This window comes from Micromonospora sp. KC723, assembly GCF_004348595.1.
In the GTDB taxonomy this organism is placed as follows: Bacteria; Actinomycetota; Actinomycetes; order Mycobacteriales; family Micromonosporaceae; genus Micromonospora.
Map to the genome: position 1 here is coordinate 45,134 of NZ_SMKD01000011.1, position 15,130 is coordinate 60,263.

11 protein-coding genes and 1 tRNA gene are annotated in these 15,130 nt (G+C 72.6%); 6 read left to right on the top strand and 6 right to left on the bottom strand.

Annotated elements, in window-relative coordinates:
* Positions 1-28: 28 nt before the first annotated feature.
* The 4 genes from E1165_RS04910 to E1165_RS04925 form a co-directional block, all read right to left on the bottom strand.
* Positions 29-100 (bottom strand) — tRNA-Val (locus E1165_RS04910).
* Positions 101-183: 83 nt separating this feature from the next.
* A complete protein-coding gene (locus E1165_RS04915; RefSeq protein WP_132388143.1) occupies positions 184-651 on the bottom strand; it encodes a peroxiredoxin in 468 nt (155 codons plus the stop codon).
* Positions 652-730: 79 nt separating this feature from the next.
* Positions 731-1,168 (bottom strand): DUF3052 domain-containing protein, encoded by a 438-nt coding sequence (locus tag E1165_RS04920; RefSeq protein WP_132268254.1) that lies wholly within the window; start codon positions 1,166-1,168, stop codon positions 731-733.
* 111 nt (positions 1,169-1,279) lie between these two features.
* The gene (locus E1165_RS04925) at positions 1,280-3,961 is read right to left on the bottom strand and encodes a transketolase C-terminal domain-containing protein (RefSeq protein WP_132388145.1); all 2,682 of its coding nucleotides are present in this window, start codon (positions 3,959-3,961) and stop codon (positions 1,280-1,282) included.
* A 226-nt stretch (positions 3,962-4,187) separates the two neighbouring features.
* Between E1165_RS04925 and E1165_RS04930 the strand changes: the two genes are divergently transcribed.
* Positions 4,188-5,849, top strand: a complete 1,662-nt coding sequence (locus tag E1165_RS04930) for an alkaline phosphatase (RefSeq protein ID WP_132388147.1) — start codon at positions 4,188-4,190, stop codon at positions 5,847-5,849.
* A gap of 48 nt (positions 5,850-5,897) precedes the next feature.
* On the opposite strand, the gene E1165_RS04935 is transcribed toward E1165_RS04930, so the two are convergent.
* Entirely contained in the window at positions 5,898-6,302 is a 405-nt protein-coding gene (locus E1165_RS04935) for a YjbQ family protein (protein WP_132388149.1), read from the bottom strand.
* A gap of 203 nt (positions 6,303-6,505) precedes the next feature.
* On the opposite strand from E1165_RS04935, the gene aceE reads away from it, so the two are divergent.
* The 3 genes from aceE (at position 6,506) to E1165_RS04950 (ending at position 11,723) form a co-directional block, all read left to right on the top strand.
* Positions 6,506-9,244 (top strand): pyruvate dehydrogenase (acetyl-transferring), homodimeric type, encoded by a 2,739-nt coding sequence (aceE, locus tag E1165_RS04940; RefSeq protein ID WP_132388151.1) that lies wholly within the window; start codon positions 6,506-6,508, stop codon positions 9,242-9,244.
* A 248-nt stretch (positions 9,245-9,492) separates the two neighbouring features.
* The gene (locus tag E1165_RS04945) at positions 9,493-10,782 is read left to right on the top strand and encodes a choice-of-anchor B family protein (protein ID WP_132388153.1); all 1,290 of its coding nucleotides are present in this window, start codon (positions 9,493-9,495) and stop codon (positions 10,780-10,782) included.
* The gene (locus tag E1165_RS04950; RefSeq protein WP_207916568.1) at positions 10,779-11,723 is read left to right on the top strand and encodes a hypothetical protein; all 945 of its coding nucleotides are present in this window, start codon (positions 10,779-10,781) and stop codon (positions 11,721-11,723) included. Before E1165_RS04945 ends, E1165_RS04950 begins: the two co-directional genes overlap by 4 nt.
* A 120-nt stretch (positions 11,724-11,843) precedes the next feature.
* Here E1165_RS04950 and E1165_RS04955 read toward each other — a convergent pair whose 3' ends face one another.
* On the bottom strand, positions 11,844-12,290 hold the full coding sequence (locus E1165_RS04955; protein ID WP_132388155.1) for an SRPBCC family protein: 447 nt from the start codon (positions 12,288-12,290) through the stop codon (positions 11,844-11,846).
* Positions 12,291-12,475: 185 nt separating this feature from the next.
* On the opposite strand from E1165_RS04955, the gene E1165_RS04960 reads away from it, so the two are divergent.
* Together E1165_RS04960 and E1165_RS04965 are read left to right on the top strand one after the other, a co-directional pair.
* Positions 12,476-13,810, top strand: coding sequence for a GH1 family beta-glucosidase (locus tag E1165_RS04960; protein WP_132388157.1), 1,335 nt, complete (start codon positions 12,476-12,478; stop codon positions 13,808-13,810).
* Positions 13,807-15,084: an MFS transporter gene (locus E1165_RS04965; RefSeq protein ID WP_132388159.1), complete on the top strand. Its 1,278-nt coding sequence runs from the start codon at positions 13,807-13,809 to the stop codon at positions 15,082-15,084. The genes E1165_RS04960 and E1165_RS04965 overlap by 4 nt, the downstream gene beginning before the upstream one ends.
* Positions 15,085-15,130 lie beyond the last annotated feature (46 nt).

The following is a 15,130-nucleotide window of genomic DNA, read 5'->3' on the forward strand; positions in this document are numbered from 1 at the left end:
GGCAAGGGTCTGAACCGGTGGTGAAGGGTGGGCGCGGCAGGTTTCGAACCTGCGACCCCTCGCTTGTAAGGCGAGTGCTCTCCCACTGAGCTACGCGCCCGGAACGCCCGTACGGCGGGCCGGAGGGTGGCAAGCTTACCTGCCGGCCTCCGGCCCGGCGCAACAGTGTGCCCGGTAGGAACGTCAGCCGGCGACGGCCTCGGCGAGGGCCTTGCGCCAGCCCTGCTGGTCGCGGGCCTCGCCCGGCATGTTCATCTCGGCGAACCGGACGACGCCGGCCTTGTCGATGACGAAGGTGCCCCGGTTGGCGATGCCGGCCACCTCGTTGAAGACACCGTACGCCTGGGCGACCGCGCCGTGCGGCCAGAAGTCGGCCAGCAGGGGGAACTGGTAGCCCTCCTGGTCGGCCCAGATCTTGTGGGCGTAGACCGAGTCGACGCTGACGGTGAGCACCTGGACATCGTCGTTGACGTAGTCGTTGAGGTTGTCCCGTACCTCGCAGAGTTCGCCCTGGCAGATGCCGGTGAAGGCGAGCGGGTAGAAGACCAGCAGCACCGTTCGCCTGCCGCGGAAGTCCGAGAGCCGGACCTCCTGGTTGTTCTGGTCCTTGAGGAGGAAGTCGGGCGCCTCGGCGCCAACCTCGATCGGCATGCGAGCTCCTTGGGTCGATTCTGGAGGTGGCACCAGCCTGCCACACCCGGCGGCGACCGCCGCCGGCCCGGCTGCCGGGTTACTTCTTGCCCTTGGACCCGCGTCGCAGCACGAGGCGGGCACCGCTCCAGTCCCGACCGGCGTTGACGGTGGAGGTCTGCTGGAGACCCGCGGTCTGCGCGGACTCGGCGACCTCGCTCGGCTCGACGTGCCCGTCGCGCCCGGCCTTGGGGGTCAGCAGCCACACGACACCGGCGTCGGCCAGCGGGCCGAGGGCGTCGACGAGGAGCTCGAAGAGGTCACCGTCGCCGTCGCGGTACCAGACCAGCACCGCGTCGACCACCTCGTCGGTGTCCTCGTCGACCAGCTCTCCACAGCGGTCGGTAAGGGCGTCGCGGAGATCCTGGTCGACGTCGTCGTCGTACCCCATCTCCATGACGACCATCCCCGGTTCGATCCCGAACCGGTCCGCCAGGCTGCGTACCCCGTCGGCGGCCTGACCAGCGGTCGCGCTCACTGTCGCGTGCCTCCTCATCTCATCCCTGCTCGCGGCGTCGTGCGACACCGTCGGGCCAAGTCCACACAGTTGCGGCTCGCCGCGCAAGTGGCGCACCGGGTGGAACGGAATTTACCGTGCCAGCAGCGTACGGGCACCCTCGGTAATGGCTTCCTCCGAGACCAGAACCTGGCGTGCCGCCGGACCCAATGGTACAAACGCGTCAACTCCGGCAACCCTCCGCACGGCGCCGACAAAACCGCCGTCGACCAGCGCCGCGATGACCCCCTCCGCCACCCCGCCGGAGCGGCGCGTCTCGTCCACGACCAGCACCCGACCGGTCGCCGAGGCCTCCCGGAGGATGTCCGCCACGGGCAACGGGGCCAGCCACCGCAGGTCCACCACCCGGGTACCGATCCCCTCGTCGGCGAGGGTGGCCGCCGCCCGCAGCGACATCCGCACGCCGTTACCGAACGTGAGGATGGTGACGTCCTCGGCCGACCCGACGCCGTAGACCCGGGCCCGACCGATGGGCACGTGCCCGGCCGCCCACGCGCCGGGCTCGGCGTACCGGCCCAGCCACTCGCCGTCGCCGGGCTCGTAGAGATCCCGCACGTGGTAGAGCGCGACCGGCTCCAGGAACACGCTGACCGTGCCGTCCACCGCGGCGGCGGCCAGGCAGGTCCGCAACAGGGGCGCGGCGTCGTCCGGCCGCGCCGGCACCGCGATCACCAGGCCGGGCACATCCCGCAGTACGGCCACCGAGTTGTCGTGGGGGACGTGCCCGCCGGACCCCTCCTGGTGGGCCAGCCCCGGCACCCGCACCACCATCGGGTTGCGGAACGCCCCCTGCGAGAGGAACTGCATGGTGGCCGCCTCACCGCGCAACTGGTCCTCGGCGTGGTGCAGGTACGCCAGGTGCTGGATCTCCGGCACCGGCAGCATCCCGGCCAGCCCCGCGCCCAGGCCGAGCCCCAGCACCGAGGTCTCGTCGAGCAGCGTGTCGAAGACCCGGGCCGCGCCGAACCGTTCCCGCAGCCCCGTCGTCACCCCGTGGACGCCACCCCTGGCAGCCACGTCCTGGCCGAAGACGGCCATGCCGGGGTGGGCCAGCATCCCGTCGGTGAGGGCGGCGTTGACGCTCTGCGCGAGCGTGAGCGGGCCGGCCAGCTCCGGCAGCCGGCCGCCGAACGCCTCGACCCGCTCCCCGGCGCCGGGCCCGGCGGCTCGGGCGGCCACCTCGGTCACCACGGCGGCGACCCGGGACGGGCGGCGGGGCGCCAGCGGGGCGACCACCTCGGCGACGCTGCCCAGCTTCGGTTCCTCCAGCGCCTCCTCGGCGATCCGGCGGACCTGCCAGCCCCGCTCGTCGTACCGGGTGAGCAGTTCCTCCCCACCGGCCACGCCGGCCTCCACGAGCAGCCGGGCGGTGGCCAGCACCGGATCCCGCGTCTCGTCGGCGGCGATCTCGGCAGCGCTGCGGTACGCGGTCTCCGCGTCGTCCCCGGCGTGCCCCATCAGCCGTACCGTGCGCAGGTGCAGCACCGCGGGCCGCCGGTGCCGGCGTACCCACGCCGCCGCCTCGGCGGCGACCGTGTACGTGCCGACCGGATCCTCGCCGTCGGCGGCGAAGTAGCGCACCCCCGGTCGGGCCCGCAGGGCCCGCTCCACCCAGCCCTCGGGCGAGCGGACGCTGATGCCCAGGCCGTTGTCCTCGCAGACGAAGAGCACCGGGATGCGCAGGCCGGTGTGGTCGTACCAGCCCGCCGTGTTGAGCGCGGCGGTGGCGCTGGCGTGGTTGACCGAGGCGTCGCCGAAGGAGCAGACCACGATGGCGTCCCGGGGCCACGGCGAGCGCAGCGGGGCCTCGTCGCCGCGCCGCCCGGCGGCCTCCACCCGGCGCAGTCGTTCCAGGGCGAGACCGAGGCCGACCGCCCGGGGCAGGTGCGAGGCGATGGTGGCGGTGGTGGGCACGACGGCCAGGTCGGCCCGGCCGAAGACCTTGTGCCGGCCGCCGGCGATCGGCTCCCGGGCCGAGGCGACCATGCCGCGCAGGACGTCCCGCGCCGCCGCCGCGTAGGCGTCCCCGGCGGAGCCGGTGGCGTCGCTCCCGGCGGGCGGGCCGGCGGCGGCCTCGGTGGCGGGCGGCAAGCCGGTCGGGCCGGTGACGACCGCCTCGGTGACGCCGTCCGCGCCGACCCGGTAGGCGGCGGTCACGCTCACCGCGGTGGCGGGCCGCTCGGCGGGGTGCGGGCCACCGGGCGCGGGCGGCTCGGTGGCGTCGGGACCGGTGGCGCCGTCCCTGGCCACCCGGTCCGGGCCGATGGGTTCAGATTCGCCACCGGCGGCGGAACCGCCCTCGTGTGCCGGGTCACCGGAGGTCGGGGAAGCGCTGGCGGGGAGGCGGTGATCCGGATCTCCGCCGGGGGTCGGCGTGCCGTCGGCGGCGGCCGGAGCGGGGAACTCCCCGGCGGCCTGCGCGGCCCGGGCGCAGTAGAAGGCCCCGGACCGGTAGTGCAGGAGCGCGGGGTCGGTCGGGCGCAGCGCGGCGGCCACGGCGGCGTTGGCCTCGTGACCGGCGGAGCCGACGGTGTGGTAGCCCTCGTCGAAGCTGTGCAGCCAGCGCCCGGCCAGGTCGAGCTGGCGGCTGGTGACCTGGGCGTCGAAGAGGGCGAGCAGCTGCCGCCCGGTCAGCGTGGCGCCGTCGCGCACGGGTTCGGCCGGGTCACGCCGCCGCTCGGGCTCGGGCAGCGCGCCCAGGCTCTCCCGGAACCGGTCGTCGAGATCTTGCGGGGTGGTCACGTCGCTCAGCATTACCGACGGAGGCCAGGGTCGCCCAGTCAGACACGATCCGCCCGGACCGGCTGCACTCCAGTCTGTCGACCAGCGCGCGACGTTGGCCGCCCCCACCAGGTACGCCGGACGCCACGCCTGCTGTTCCCGCGCCGGTGACGGCACGGGGCACCGACCGTCACCTGACGGTCATCCACGCTCGCGACGCTGCCCAGGTCGGCCCGGAACCGGACCCTGGGGAGGAAACGTGGCACTGTCCCGACGTGCTGTCCTGATCAGCGGCGCGGCGCTCGGCGTGACCGGCGCGGCGGCCGGCCCGCTCACGGCCAGCGCCGGCACGGTCCGGCCCGGGCCGGCCGGCACGGCCGCCTACCGGCGGCTGGCCTGGCCGTTCACCCTCGGGGTGGCCTCCGGCGACCCCGACCACCAGGGTTTCGTGCTCTGGACCCGGCTGGCCCCGCAGCCGCTGGCCGAGGACGGTCTCGGCGGAATGCCCCGCCGCGTCGTCGAGGTGCGCTGGGAGGTGGCCGCCGACGAACTGTTCCGGCGGGTGGTCCGGCGTGGGACGCAGGACGCCCGGCCCGGGTCGGCGCACAGCGTCCATGTGGAGCTGGACGGGCTGCTGCCCGGACGCGAGTACTTCTACCGCTTCCACGCCGAGGGGCACACCTCGCCGGTCGGGCGCACCCGGACCGCACCCGCGCCGTGGACCATGCCGGCCACGCTGGCCATGGCCTTCGCCTCCTGCTCGCACTTCGAGCAGGGCTGGTTCACCGCGTACCGGCGGCTGGCCGAGACGGAGCCGGAGCTGATCCTGCACCTGGGCGACTACCAGTACGAGTACGCCCGGGAGGTCGGGCCGACCCGGCCGCGCGGCCACGAGGGGCCGGAGACCCGCACGCTGGCCAACTACCGGCAGCGGCACGCCCAGTACAAGACCGACGCCGACCTCCAGGCGGCACACGCCGTCGCGCCGTGGCTGGTGGTCTTCGACGACCACGAGGTCGAGAACAACTGGGCCGACGAGGTGCCCGAGGAACCGGACCCGGACTTCCTCGCCCGGCGGGCCGCGGCGTTCCAGGCGTACTACGAGAACATGCCGCTGCGGCGCACGTCGGTGCCGCGCGGCATCGACATGCAGCTCTACCGGCGGGTGCGGTGGGGGCGGCTGGCCAACTTCCACCTGCTCGACACCCGGCAGTACCGCGACGACCAGGCCTGCGGCGACGGGTACCGGAGTTGCGCCGCCGCCGCCGAGCCGACCCGGTCGATCACCGGCGCGCAGCAGGAGGCGTGGCTGCTGGACGGCTTCCGCCGCTCGGAGGCCCGCTGGGATCTCCTCGGTCAGCAGGTCTTCTTCGCCCAGCGGGACCGCGACGCCGGGCCGCTCACCGTCACCAGCATGGACGCCTGGGACGGGTACCTCGCCTCCCGGGAGCGGATCACCCGGGGCTGGGTGGCCGCCGGGGTACGCAACCCGGTGGTGCTCACCGGTGACGTGCACGCGCACTGGGCCAGCGACCTCAAGCTCGACTACAGCGACCCGACCTCCCGCACGGTCGGCAGCGAACTGGTCTGCTCGTCGGTCACCTCGGGCGGCGACGGCTTCGACTCCGCCAGCGGCTCGCACCCGTGGCTGAGGACGAACCCGCACCTGCGCTTCCAGAACAACCTGCGCGGCTTCGTCCGGACCACGATCACCCCGGCGCGGCTCACCGCCGACTTCGCGGTGCTGCCGTACGTGACCCGACCGGACGCCCCCGCGCACGTGCGCGCGTCGTTCGCGATCGAGGACCGGGTTCCTGGCCTGCACCAGACGTACGACCGGCCGCCGGTGGCCGCCCGCGGCCTGGCAGGCGAGGTCGACCAGGACCGCCACACCGTCGAGACGGAGACCTCGGGCCGCTGACCCGGGCGGCGGGGTGTCGGGCCCGGCCGGGGAGGGCCTCCGGCCGGGTCAGCCCGGGAGGAAGGAGAAGCGGACCTGGCGGCTCACGTTGTCGCCGTTGGTGTCGACCAGGCAGACCGACTGCCAGGTGCCGAGCTGCAACCGCCCGCCCAGCACGGGCAGCGTCGCGTACGGCGGGACGACGGCGGGCAGCACGTGGTCGCGGCCGTGGCCGGGCGAGCCGTGCCGGTGCCGCCACCGGTCGTCGGTGGGGAGCAGGTCGTCGAGGGCGCGCAGCAGGTCGTCGTCCGACCCGGCCCCGGTCTCGATGATCGCCAGGCCGGCGGTGGCGTGCGGGACGAAGACGTGCAGCAGCCCGTCGCCCTGCCCGGCGACGAACCGCTCGGCCTCGGCGGTGATGTCCAGGACGGTCGGCCGGGATCCGGTCCTAACGGTGATCACCTCACTGCGCACAGAGGCATTCTGCCGCACCGGCCAACCCGCCGCCCCCGCCGCCGCTGTCCCCGCCGCGGTGGGCGGCCCCGCCGACCGCGCAAAGTTACTGGTCGGTACCTGTGTCGAGCGTCGCGTCTCCTGCCGGTGGACGTGACGGCGGGTACCACCAGAGGGCAGGATGGCGGCAGAGACCTATCCCACACACAACCGAGGGAACGCCTGTGGCTACGGAACGCAAGCGCCCGGTGATCACCGCTGGTCTGCCGAGCCAGCTTCCGGACATCGACCCAGAAGAGACCGGCGAATGGGTCGAGTCGCTCGACGGTGTCATCGACGAGCGCGGGACAAAGCGCGCCCGCTACGTCATGCTGCGCCTGCTGGAGCGGGCCCGCGAGCGCCAGGTCGGGGTGCCGTCGCTGACCACCACCGACTACATCAACACCATTCCGCCGGAACGCGAGCCGTGGTTCCCGGGTGACGAGCACGTCGAGCGGCGGATCCGGGCGTACGTCCGGTGGAACGCGGCGATGCTGGTGCACCGGGCGCAGCGCCCGGAGATCGGCGTCGGCGGGCACATCTCCACCTTCGCCAGCTCCGCCTCGCTCTACGAGGTGGGCTTCAACCACTTCTTCCGGGGCAAGAACCACCCCGGCGGCGGCGACCACATCTTCTACCAGGGCCACGCCTCCCCCGGCATGTACGCGCGGGCGTTCCTGGAGGGCCGGCTGACCGAGGACCAGCTCGACGGCTTCCGGCAGGAGCTGTCCCACCCGGGCGGCGGGCTGCCGTCGTACCCGCACCCCCGGCTGATGCCGGACTTCTGGGAGTTCCCCACCGTCTCCATGGGGCTGGGCGGCCTCAACGCCATCTACCAGGCGCGGTTCAACCGTTACCTGCACCACCGGGGCATCAAGGACACCTCCCAGCAGCATGTCTGGGCGTTCCTCGGCGACGGCGAGATGGACGAGCCGGAGACCCTCGGCGCGATCGGGGTGGCCGCCCGCGAGGAGCTGGACAACCTCACCTTCGTGATCAACTGCAACCTGCAGCGGCTGGACGGCCCGGTCCGGGGCAACGGCAAGGTCATGCAGGAGCTGGAGGCGTTCTTCCGGGGCGCCGGCTGGAACGTCATCAAGGTGGTCTGGGGTCGGGAGTGGGATCCGCTGCTGGCCGCCGACACCGACGGCGCGCTGGTCAACCTGATGAACACCACGCCCGACGGTGACTACCAGACCTACAAGGCGGAGTCCGGGGCGTACGTGCGGGAGCACTTCTTCGGCCGTGACCCGCGCACCCGCAAGATGGTCGAGGACCTGTCCGACGACGAGATCTGGAACCTCAAGCGGGGCGGCCACGACTACCGCAAGCTGTACGCGGCGTACAAGGCGGCGACCGAGCACACCGGTCAGCCGACGGTCATCCTCGCCAAGACCATCAAGGGCTGGACGCTGGGCTCGCACTTCGAGGGCCGCAACGCCACCCACCAGATGAAGAAGCTGACGCTGGAGGACCTCAAGCTCTTCCGCGACCGGCTCTACCTGGACATCCCGGACAAGGTGCTGGAGGAGAACCCGTACCTCCCGCCGTACCTGAACCCGGGTGAGAAGTCCGACGAGATCGCGTACCTCAAGGAGCGGCGCCAGCAGCTCGGCGGATACCTGCCGACCCGGCGCACGACCCACAGGTCGCTGGCCATTCCCGGCTCGGAGAAGTTCTCCGACATCAAGCGCGGCTCGGGCAAGCAGAAGGTGGCCACCACGATGGCCTTCGTCCGCCTGCTCAAGGACCTCATGAAGGACAAGGAGTTCGGCAAGCGCTGGGTGCCGATCATCCCGGACGAGGCCCGCACCTTCGGCCTGGACTCCATCTTCCCGACCGCCAAGATCTACTCGCCGCACGGTCAGCGGTACACCTCGGTCGACCGGGAGCTGTTCCTGTCGTACAAGGAGTCGACCGTCGGGCAGATCCTGCACGAGGGGATCAACGAGGCCGGCTCGGTCGCCTCGTTCACCGCCGCCGGCACCTCGTACGCCACGCACGACGAGCCGATGATCCCGATGTACATCTTCTACTCGATGTTCGGGTTCCAGCGCACCGGCGACGGTTTCTGGGCCGCGGCGGACCAGATGACCCGTGGCTTCGTGCTCGGCGCCACCGCCGGCCGGACCACGCTCAACGGTGAGGGTCTCCAGCACGAGGACGGCCACTCGCTGCTGCTGGCGGCCACCAACCCGGCGGTGGTCGCGTACGACCCGGCGTTCGCGTTCGAGATCGCGCACATCGTGGAGAACGGCCTGCACCGGATGTACGGCCAGGAGCAGGAGAACATCTTCTACTACCTCACCGTCTACAACGAGCCGATCCACCAGCCGGCCGAGCCGGCGCAGGTGGACGTCGAGGGCCTGCTCAAGGGCATCTACCGCTACTCGCCGGCCCCCCAGGTCGACGGCCCGAAGGCCAACATCCTGGCCTCCGGCACGGGCATGCAGTGGGCGCTCAAGGCGCAGCAGTTGCTCGCCCAGGACTGGGGAGTCGCCGCCGACGTCTGGTCGGTGACCTCCTGGACGGAGCTGCGCCGCGACGCGGTGGAGTGCGAGGAGCACAACCTGCTGAACCCGGGCGGCGAGCCGCGGGTGCCGTACGTGCAGCGGAAGCTGGCCGACGCCGACGGGCCGAAGGTCGCGGTCAGCGACTGGATGCGCGCGGTGCCGGATCTGATCGCCCGCTGGGTGCCCGGTGACTACACCTCGCTCGGCACCGACGGCTTCGGCCTGTCGGACACCCGGCACGCGTTGCGCCGGCACTTCCACGTCGACGCCGAGTCGGTGGCGGTCGCCACGCTGCGGCAGCTCGCGCTGCGCGGCGCGGTGCCGGCGAACGTGCCGGCCGAGGCGGCCAAGAAGTACGCCATCGACGACGTGAACGCCGCCCCGGTCGGCGAGACCGGCGGCGACAGCTGATCCACCCCAGTACGACGCAGGGGCCCGGCGCGGTGCGCCGGGCCCCTGTTCGTCCGGCGGTTACGCGAGCGATGTTCACTGTCCATCTTGTCAAGAACCGGTGGGCCGTTCACAATCCTCGATAAATGTCGGCGCGTTCAGGGCGTCGCGCCATAAGCGCGATGCCTGGGCCGGTGGGCCACTCCGTCGCGCCGGTCCACCAACGATCGCGGCACCGACCCCGGTCGGCGCGACGGTGGGGAGGCGACATGCGAGTCGTCCGGATCGGAATCGCCCTGGCGATCGGCACACTGACGGTGTCGATGCTGGGGCCAGGGGCAGCATCGGTGGCGCACTCGCCGGACACGCCCGCCGGGCGCGCCTCGGCGCAGGAGTTCATGGCGCAACGCGAGCCGACCCAGCGGATGGCCGCCGCCGCCGAGGTGACCTGCGCCAACGGCCAGGCGGCGGGCTACCCGTGCCGCAACGTGGACCTGCTGTCGTTCATGCCGCTGGCGAACATGGGCGGCAGCCAGGCCAACGACATCTGGGGCTGGACCGACAGCGCCACCGGCAAGGAGTACGCGCTGGTCGGCCGCCGCAACGGCACCTCGTTCGTGGACGTGTCCAACCCGACCGCCCCGGTCTACCTGGGCAACCTGCCCGCCCACCAGAACCGCACCGCGATCTGGCGGGACATCAAGGTCTACAAGAACCACGCCTACGTGGTGGCCGACGTCTCCGGCCACGGGATGCAGGTCTTCGACCTGACCCGGCTGCGGGGCGTCACCACGCCGCGGACCTGGACGGCGGACGTGCACTACGCCCGCTTCGGCAACTCCCACAACATCGCGATCAACGAGGAGACCGGGTACGCCTACGCGGTGGGCTCGAACACCTGCTCCGGCGGGTTGCACATGGTGGACATCCGCACCCCGAAGTCGCCCACCCAGGCCGGCTGCGTCAGCAACGACGGGTACACCCACGACACCCAGTGCGTCGTCTACCGGGGCCCGGACACCACGTACACCGGGCGGGAGATCTGTGTGAACTCCAACGAGGACACGGTGACCGTGGTGGACGTGACGACCAAGTCGGCGCCGCGCCAGCTCTCCCGGATCGGGTACGCCGGCCACGCCTACACCCACCAGGGGTGGTTCACCGAGAACCAGCGGTACTTCCTGCTCGACGACGAGCTGGACGAGTCCCGGCGCGGGGTCAACACCCAGACGTACATCTGGGACCTGGCCGATCTGGACGCGCCCCGGCACATCGGCACCTACAGCGCGCCCTCCGGCGTCAAGGCCACCGACCACAACCAGTACGTCAAGGGCAACTACAGCTACCAGGCCAACTACCGGGCCGGGCTGCGCATCCTGGACCTTCGTGAGGTGACGGCCGGCCGGGCGACGGAGGCCGGGTACTTCGACATCTACCCGTCCAGCGACAGCAGCTCGATGAACGGGGCGTGGAGCGTCTACCCGTACTTCCCGAGCGGCGTCGTCGTGGTCAGCGGCATCGAGCAGGGACTCTTCGTCCTGCGGCCCCGGTTGTCGTGACCGCGACCAGCGACCCCCCGGTAGCGCCGGCCGACGTCGAGGGGGCGCCCCGGCCGGGGCGCCCCCTCCCGGCCGACGCGGGCGACGGCCGGACGAACGCGGCGTCCGGCCGGTGGTCCCGGTACCTGGCCACCGGGCTGGTGCTGGGGTTGACGCTGGCGCTCGGCTTCGTGGCTGGGCGGCTCGACGCCGGGCCCGCCCCGGCCCGGTCGGCGGCGCCCCAGCCGGCCGCCCACGCCGCCCACGCCCCCGGTGGCCTCCAGGTGTCGCAGGACGGCTACACCCTCGCCCTGGACCCTCCCGCGCTGAGCGCGGGCCGCGCCGGCGAGTTGGCCTTCCGGATCGTCGACGCCACGGGCGCGCCGGTGACCCGGTTCCGGACCACCCACGAGCGGTTGATGCACCTGGTCCTGGTCGGCCGGGACCTGACCGGCTACCGGCACGTGCACCCGGAGCTGTCCCCCGACGGGGTCTGGCGGGTGCGGGTCACCCCGGAGGCGCCCGGCCCGTTGCGGGCGATCGCCGACTTCTGGCCCGCCGACGCCGACCGGGCGGTCACCCTCGGCGTCGACGTGCCGGTCCCCGGCCGGTACGCGCCCCGGCCGCCGGCCGAGCCGCAGGAGACGATCGTCGTGGACGGCTACACGGTCACCCTCGACGGCGGCCTGCGCCCGGGCGAGTCGAACCAGGTGCTGGTCTGGTTGGGCCGGGACGGCAAACCGGTCGACGACCTGCAACCGCACCTGGGAGCGTACGGGCACCTGGTGGCGTTGCGCCACGGCGACCTGGCCTACCTGCACGTCCATCCGGCGGCGGCGAGCCGGCCCGAGTCGGTGGTGGCGTTCGGCGTGACGGTGCCGTCGGCGGGCACCTACCGGCTGTTCTTCGAGTTCCGGCACCGCGACGTGGTGCATGTCGCGGAGTTCACCGTGACCGCCTGAGCCAGCCGGCCGGCGACGTGGCCGGCCCGCGTCCCCCGCAGCAGCCGGCGGTGGTCCGGCCGCCCCTGGTGGTGACGCCGGGCCACCGCCGTCGCGGGGACGCCGCAGGACGTGACCTGCTCAGCCGACGGCGGCCAGATCGGTGAGCCGGGCCAGCGACTCCTCCAGGTCGGCGCCGACCCGACGCAGCCCGAGCCGGAGCAGGGCCGCCTTGACCGGACCGGCCGGCCACCGTACGACGATGAGCCGCACGACCGTCCCGCCCTCCTCCTCGTCGGGAGTGAGCTGGACGTAGATCTCGGTGCGTGCCTCCGCCCGGGCGCCGGCGCCCTTGGCCCGCTCCCGCCAGCCGATCAGGGTCGGCTCCTGATAGGCGATCACCTCCGCCTCGTGCGCCGTTCCGCGCCCGGCCTGGACCAACTGCCGCCGGCCGAAGCCCTCCCCCGAGAGGACCTCCGCCGCACGGACTCCCGCCAGCCAGGCCGGCAGTTGCTCGGCCCGCTGTACGACGTCCCAGACCGCTTCCACCGGCGCCATCACGTGCGCACTGCGTTCCACGAGGATCATTTCTATCTTCCCCCATTGAGGACATCCGCGATATTCCGCACTCTATGCGCAAAATCGGACGTAACGGGACAGGTTCCGTAAAGACACGCCGAAAACCCTTGCCACATCATCGTCGACGGCCTATGGCGCGACGACGCTTCGCGCCATAGAGTCCCGAACACGATTCACGTTTCTCGGGAGGGTTCATGACGACGCCGCAACCCCGGTTTCCCGCCGGTTTCCGCTGGGGAGTCTCCACCTCGGCGTACCAGATCGAGGGTGGTGCCGACGCCGGCGGGCGCGGACTGTCCATCTGGGACACCTTCGCCCACACCCCGGGCCGGATCGCCGACGGCAGCACCGGTGACGTGGCCTGCGACCACTACCACCGGCACGCCGAGGACGTGGCGCTGATGGCGGGCCTCGGCATCTCGGCGTACCGGTTCTCCGTCGCCTGGCCCCGGGTGCAGCCCGGCGGCACCGGGGCGGCCAACCAGGCCGGCCTGGACTTCTACGAACGCCTCGTCGACGACCTGCTCGCCGCCGGCATCGACCCGGTCGCCACCCTGTTCCACTGGGACCTCCCGCAGCCGCTGGAGGACGCCGGCGGCTGGCTCAACCGGGACACCGCCGGCCGCTTCGCCGAGTACGCCGACCTGGTCGCCGCCCGCCTCGGTGACCGGGTGAAGCTCTGGATCACCCTCAACGAGCCGTTCATCCACATGAGCCTCGGCCACGGCACGGGAGAGCACGCCCCGGGCGAAGCCCTGCTCTTCGACGCCTTCCCGGTGGCCCACCACCAACTGCTCGGCCACGGGCTCGCCGTCGCCGCGCTGCGCGCCCACAGCACCAGCCCGGTGGCGATCGCCAACAACTACTCGCCGGTGATGCTGCGCGGCGACACCGACGCCGACCGGGTAGCCGGCGCGACGTACGACGCGCTGCACAACCGGCTCTTCACCGACCCGTTGCTGGGCCTGGGCTACCCGCCCGGCGTCGAGCCGACGGTGGTCCGCGACGGCGACCTCGACGTCATCGCCGCCCCGATCGACGTGCTCGGGGTGAACTACTACAACCCCACCGGGATCCGGGCCCCCGAGGAGGGCTCCCCGCTTCCCTTCGAGATGGTGCCGCTGGACGGGTACCCGCGCACCGCCTTCGACTGGCCGGTCGTCCCCGACGGGCTGCGTGACCTGCTCACCGGGCTGAAGGAGCGGTACGGCGACGCCCTCCCGCCGATCCAGGTCACCGAGGGCGGCTGCGCGTACGACGACGTGCCGGACGCCGACGGGCGGGTGCACGACCCGGAACGGATCACGTACCTCGACGGGCACCTGCGGGCCGTCCGCGCGGCGATCGACGCCGGCGTCGACATCACCGGCTACTTCGTCTGGTCCCTGCTCGACAACTGGGAGTGGGCGGAAGGTTTCTCCAAGCGCTTCGGGCTGGTGCACGTCGACTTCGACACCCTGGTCCGCACGCCCAAGTCCTCGTACGCGTGGTACCGCGACCTCATCGCGGACAACCGGGACCGGCCGTGACCACCGTCGACCCGACACCGACCTCGCTGCCGGCGGCGCTCGCCGAACCGCACGTCCCGGTCCGCCGCAACTGGGTCGCGCTCATCTTCGCCGCCAACCTCGGCGTCTGGATGGCCTTCTTCACCCCGATCCAGGTGCTGCTGCCGCAGCAGGTGGAACGCATCGCCCCGGCCGACAAGGAGGCCATGCTGGCCGTGGTGACCGGCCTCGGCGCGCTGGCCGCGGTGCTCGCCAACCCCCTCGCGGGGGCACTGTCCGACCGTACCTGCCTGCGGCTGGGCGGCCGGGAGTTCGGCCGGCGGCACGTCTGGACCGCCGGTGGCGGGGTGCTCGGCGCGCTCGCCCTGCTGCTGTTGGCCCGGCAACAGACCATCGCCGGGGTGGCGCTGGGCTGGGTGGCCGCCCAGGTGTGCTTCAACGCGATGCTGGCCAGCCTGACCGCCGCCATCCCCGACCGGGTGCCGGTCACCCAACGCGGCGGCGTGTCCGGCTGGGTCGGCATCCCCCAGGCGCTCGGCCTGGTGGTCGGCGCGGTACTGGTCACCGCGGTGGTCACCGGCAACGCCGCCGGGTACGCCGCGATCGCCGCCGCGATGCTGGTGCTGTCGCTGCCGTTCACGCTGCTCACCGCCGACGACCCGCTGCCCCGGGAGCACCGGCCGGCGCTACGGCTGCGGACCCTGGCCGCCTCGATGTGGATCAGCCCGCGCCGGCACCCCGACTTCGCCTGGGCCTGGATCACCCGGTTCCTGGTCCAGATCGGCAACGCCCTCGGCACGCTGTACCTGCTGTACTTCCTCACCGACGGGGTGCGCCATCCCGACCCCGAGGGCGCGCTGCTGACGCTTATCCTGCTCTACACGCTCGGCATGATCCTCACCGCCGTGGTGGCGGGGATGCTCTCGGACCGCTCCGGACGGCGCAAGATCTACGTGATCGTCTCCGGGCTGGTGATGGCGGTGGCCGCGCTGATGCTCGCGATCGCCCCGGTCTGGCCGGTGGCGATCGCCGCCGCGCTGCTGCTCGGCGCCGGCTACGGGGTCTACCTGTCGGTGGACGCGGCGCTGATCACGGAGGTGCTGCCCCGGGCCACCGACCGGGCCAAGGACCTCGGCGTGATCAACATCGCGAACTCGGCCCCGCAGGTGCTCGGCCCGGCGATCTCCGCCCCGATCGTGGTGCACCTGGGCGGCTACCCGGCGCTCTACGCGGTCACCGCGGTGATCACCGTGTTCGGCAGCGCCCTGGTCCTCAAGATCCGCGGCGTACGTTGACCCTCGGGCGGCGGGGCGGGGCGGAGCGCGGCCGAGGCGGCCCGCC

What these genes read in the sequence shown, in the direction of transcription:
- E1165_RS04925 (WP_132388145.1), bottom strand. Translation starts at nt 3,961, where the DNA reads ATGCTGAGCGACGTGACCACCCCGCAAGATCTCGACGACCGGTTCCGG.
- E1165_RS04955 (WP_132388155.1), bottom strand. Translation starts at nt 12,290, where the DNA reads ATGATCCTCGTGGAACGCAGTGCGCACGTGATGGCGCCGGTGGAAGCG.
- E1165_RS04960 (WP_132388157.1), top strand. Translation starts at nt 12,476, where the DNA reads ATGACGACGCCGCAACCCCGGTTTCCCGCCGGTTTCCGCTGGGGAGTC.
- E1165_RS04945 (WP_132388153.1), top strand. Translation starts at nt 9,493, where the DNA reads ATGCGAGTCGTCCGGATCGGAATCGCCCTGGCGATCGGCACACTGACG.
- E1165_RS04915 (WP_132388143.1), bottom strand. Translation starts at nt 651, where the DNA reads ATGCCGATCGAGGTTGGCGCCGAGGCGCCCGACTTCCTCCTCAAGGAC.